The following is a 4,264-nucleotide window of genomic DNA, read 5'->3' on the forward strand; positions in this document are numbered from 1 at the left end:
TGGGCCGCTCTGGGGCGAATACATGTTCACGATAGAACCCACCAGAAGCGGCGATGAGCGTCCCCAAATGGCTATTCTTGCTCCTTTTTTCAAAAAGCAGTAACGCTGACAAAGTATTTTGACCTTAATGAGCAAATAATCTTTCGCATCGCTTCATTTTGTCACAATTTTCTTTAAGACACTGGTTATCGAGTGAGAAAGAAGAAGTCAGCCCTGCGTCGCAAGAAGCGGGCTGCTCGTTTGTGAGGTCAGATCATGCCCAATGTTTGTGTCTGTTACACGACAGATGCCGGTTATCTTTTTCCCAGCTTCGTGAGTGCCTTGCAGGCACGATGGAATACTCAGGCTGATCAGACAGACATCCTTCTTATCGGTGTCGACATAGATCCGGAAACAAAAAAAGTTTTTGAACATATCTGCGAAAATGCTGGCATCATTTTCCAGACACATGAAGGTGCCGATATTCATCATGCTCCGGCGATGCTGGCACGTCTGTTCCTTTCGGAACTTCTGCCGCAGAATTATGATCGTTTTCTGTATGTCGATGGCGACACCCAGATGCGTGGCAATCTGGACAGGCTGCTGCACTATCCTCTGCCATCCGGGAAATTCTCTGCCGTAACTGATCCGATGTGCTTCACGCTCGGCGATCAGGATCCGCAATCCCGGGATTTCGAAAATCATTTCTCGGCTATTGGTTTTAATGACCAGCAGGCGCGGAATTATTTTAATTCCGGTGTGATTTATGCTGAACGCGAAGGCTGGGCCAAAACCGGACCGGAAGCATGGGAAAAGTTCCAGTCATTTCAGGCCAAAGCACGTTTTCCAGATCAGGACGTTCTGAATATCGTGGGTTTACCCCACCGTCTTTCCATGTCTTTCACATGGAATTTCCCAATCTTTCTGAAAAACACTGATCTGGAAGAGAAAATTCGTCCCAGCATCTATCACTTCATGTCTTCTCCCAAACCCTGGGACGGAAATTTCATCCCGTGGGATAGAACTGCTTCTCTTCCTTATGAAGAAATCACAGGGCTTTATCCCCAATTGCGTCCTTACTGGAAACGGATGGATTGGAAAAAAAGACAACGCTACCACCTGCAGCAACGGTTCAAACGTTGGCAGGAAAGACGCGAATGGGGTGGCGAACGTGAACGCCGCATTCTGGCTTATGAAGCCAATGTCGACATCAAATGCTGAAATAACCCTAGCCTGAACATATAAAAAAAGCTGCGGAGCAAAAACTCCGCAGCTTTTTTATTATAATAAAGGCTTTGTAAGATCAGGCGCAGATACGCACCTGATCTTCGGAAGTCATAACGCGATATGGACCGGCTGCTGCAATGCGAATCTTGAGCAGACCTTTTGTGCCGGAAACACGATCTCCCAGATCCAGCACAGCATAACCATTGGTCCAGCGCGCAGCCGCACCAGATTCCATGGCGTGCCAGCCAACATTCGCTGTTCCATCAAGATGCGATGTCACTGCACGACGATGCGCTCCATCCTGAAGAGTGACATCAGCAATTAGCACACCCAGTTCGCGGCGATCATCGACAAACGGCCCTATGATATCCGAGGGAGAGCTTGTCCGCGAAGAGATACGGACCTGCGTCACACCTTCCGGAACCTCAACAGTCACCACACCATTGACGTCGGAAAGGCGACGCAAGGTTGTGCCTGAAAGTGTCTGGAAGACCAGCTCCGGCTTGCGGGTCAACGCCCCACGTGCCGGAAGAGTCAGGCCAAGAGCCTGAGCCGCACGGGAAGCAATCTGCTTGTGCAAACCCTCAACGACTTCGCGCTGCGTGGTAAGAGGCGCAGCAGCATCAGAAGCCCAGCTGAGATGACGGCTGGCAAGAGTTACGACCCGGCCACCAACGAATGAGCGACGGTTGCCTGTGTCGAGATAGCTTTCGCTTGGGGCATTCTCAGCCAGCAGAACGCTGTGCTGTTCTGTCTCGATATGGAAATAACGATAAGACGTGAGGGACTTATCGTAGAAAATGCTCGAACCATTCACCAGCATGCGGACCGGAACAAAGCCGCCTTCAAGGAACAGGCAATGTTCGGCCGTTACGAGAAGGTCACGGCTCGGAACATTTTCAGCGATCGCATCCTTGAGAATACGAACAGGATAACCCGCTTCGCTGTCGGAGAGATTGGCTTTCACGGACGCATCGTTAAAACCAATCCACACGATACGACGGCTTGCTTCGTCAGCTTCGAGAACGACGACTTCGTCGCCAACACTCAGGTCTTCGACCGCCACGTCACCACGGGTTGTGCGGATCAGCGTGCCTTCAACAAAGCAGACATCCGAGCCATTGGTATTGATCACCCAATCGCCAGCAGCATCCTGCGTAAAGCTCGATGAACCTGGAACATAACCATCAGCTGTATGGATATGAGCCAAGGTGATGGTCTGGCCATTGTCCAGAGTGATATTCAGCGTGTAGCTGCCGTCTTCGTTCTTTGTGTAGACCGCTGCCGTCGGCTTGCTGTTCTTGTCGCCATTGATCGCAAAGTGCGAATTGGCATTCACGTTCTCGAACTGCACACCGATATTGTCGGTATTACCGCTCAGAACAACGACGTTATCGCTGTCGTCAAACGTTACCGTATTTCGCAGTCCATAGAGCGACGCGTAATAGGTGCTGCCATCTTCCAGGTTGATGTTGGCAATACCGGCACTGATTGGATGATCTGGAGATCCAAAGGTGGAATCGATCAGGTTCAGAGTGCCGCCGCCATTTAGCTGACCGTTATCAAGGATGACGTTGCCATCATTCCCTTTGATGTTGAGCGTTCCATCAACAACGTTTACGCCGCCCAGTTCCACCTTGGCTGCCGTGTCGATATTCAGCACGCCATTCCCACGGACTTCGAAACCTGCCGTGGAGAAAACGTAGCTGTTTGGATTCTGCCCGGCAGGCGCTGCGATTGTCAGTGTCGCATCAGAGTTGACGGAAAGACTGACAAACTGCGCCGGATTCGGCTGCGTTACAATCGCATAGATCGGATTGCTAGCGGTACCATCGAATGCGGCATGATAGCAGCTATCGGACTGAGGCTCGGTTCCAAGGCTCCAGTTACTGGCATCTTCCCAAGCCGCAGGATTGTCAGCTGTCCCGGTGGCCGTGAAATGATCCGTCGCTACAGCAGAGTGATTGGTAAAGCCGGTTGTGGTCGCTGTAGAATCTGAGTTCAGATCAGCAGCGTAGCTTGCTGCCTGCTGAAGCTGCTGATGAGTGGATGTCGCCGTATAGTCAGGGTTGGTCGATGCAGCATTGGCATCAGAGATGACCCAGTCACCTGCAGCATCCTTGACGATGGAAGCCGTTCCAGTCGGAACGAAACCATCGGCTGGCACGATATCTGCAAGTGTCAGCGGAGATCTGTTCTGGAAAGAGATGACCAGACTATACGTTCCGTCTCCATTGGACACATAGGAGGCTGAGGATGGAACATTCTGACCAAGGCCGTTGATGGCGAAATGTGCATTTTCTGAAACACCATAAATCGGTGTTGTGATTTGCGAATCGCTACCATCCAACACAACCGTGTTACTTGTAGCCGGGTCAAAAGTGATGGATTTTCCGACGGCATTCCAAGCGGTGTAAAGCGTGCTGCCGTTTTGAAGCGTGATATCCATATCAGGGATATGAATCGGAGCCGCTTCAGACCCGAGCGTCGAATTCACCAGATTTAACGTGCCTGATCCATTCAGGCTGTTACCGTCCAGAATGACATTACCGGGATTATTGAGAATACTGATCGTGCCGCCACGATTCTCGGTATAAAGCCCCAGCTCTACCTGAGCGGACGTGTCAATAATAAGCTGACCTTCAGGCTGAATTTCCAGAGCATAGACGGCAAATACATTGCCCCCTTCGGCGCTGGTGGGCGCAGCCGTGATCTTCAGCGTGCCATAGTCATCAATGGAAAGGGAATGAATCTGCCCATAAGACTGTCCGTTCGCCACAGCAACCGCACGGTCACTCTCACTTGTCCCGCCAATATGAGCATCCTGACAGGTGTGGCTTTGCGGCAGGTCACCATTTGACCAGTTCGCGGGATCATAGAAATCGTCAGACGACGAACCGTTCCAGGATGTTGATGCCATATTTCCAGAAACCTTTCCGAAATCGGCCGTACCGAGGCGGTGCCCTATCGACAGCACATAAACCAACTCTCGCGGGACGACAGATTTAATGGTGAACAGTCAGCACAATTACACATCATCTACACCATTCGTTAACCT

Annotated in this window: 2 protein-coding genes; one reads left to right on the top strand and one right to left on the bottom strand. The window is 51.1% G+C overall.

Annotated elements, in window-relative coordinates:
• The first annotated feature begins 255 nt into the window (after positions 1-255).
• The gene (locus ABF824_RS15765; RefSeq protein ID WP_415489915.1) at positions 256-1,200 is read left to right on the top strand and encodes a glycosyltransferase family 8 protein; all 945 of its coding nucleotides are present in this window, start codon (positions 256-258) and stop codon (positions 1,198-1,200) included.
• A gap of 82 nt (positions 1,201-1,282) precedes the next feature.
• Here ABF824_RS15765 and ABF824_RS15770 read toward each other — a convergent pair whose 3' ends face one another.
• Positions 1,283-4,126 (bottom strand): Hint domain-containing protein, encoded by a 2,844-nt coding sequence (locus ABF824_RS15770; RefSeq protein ID WP_415489916.1) that lies wholly within the window; start codon positions 4,124-4,126, stop codon positions 1,283-1,285.
• Positions 4,127-4,264 lie beyond the last annotated feature (138 nt).

Source organism: Acetobacter sp. (assembly GCF_047721705.1).
Classification (GTDB): Bacteria; Pseudomonadota; Alphaproteobacteria; order Acetobacterales; family Acetobacteraceae; genus Acetobacter.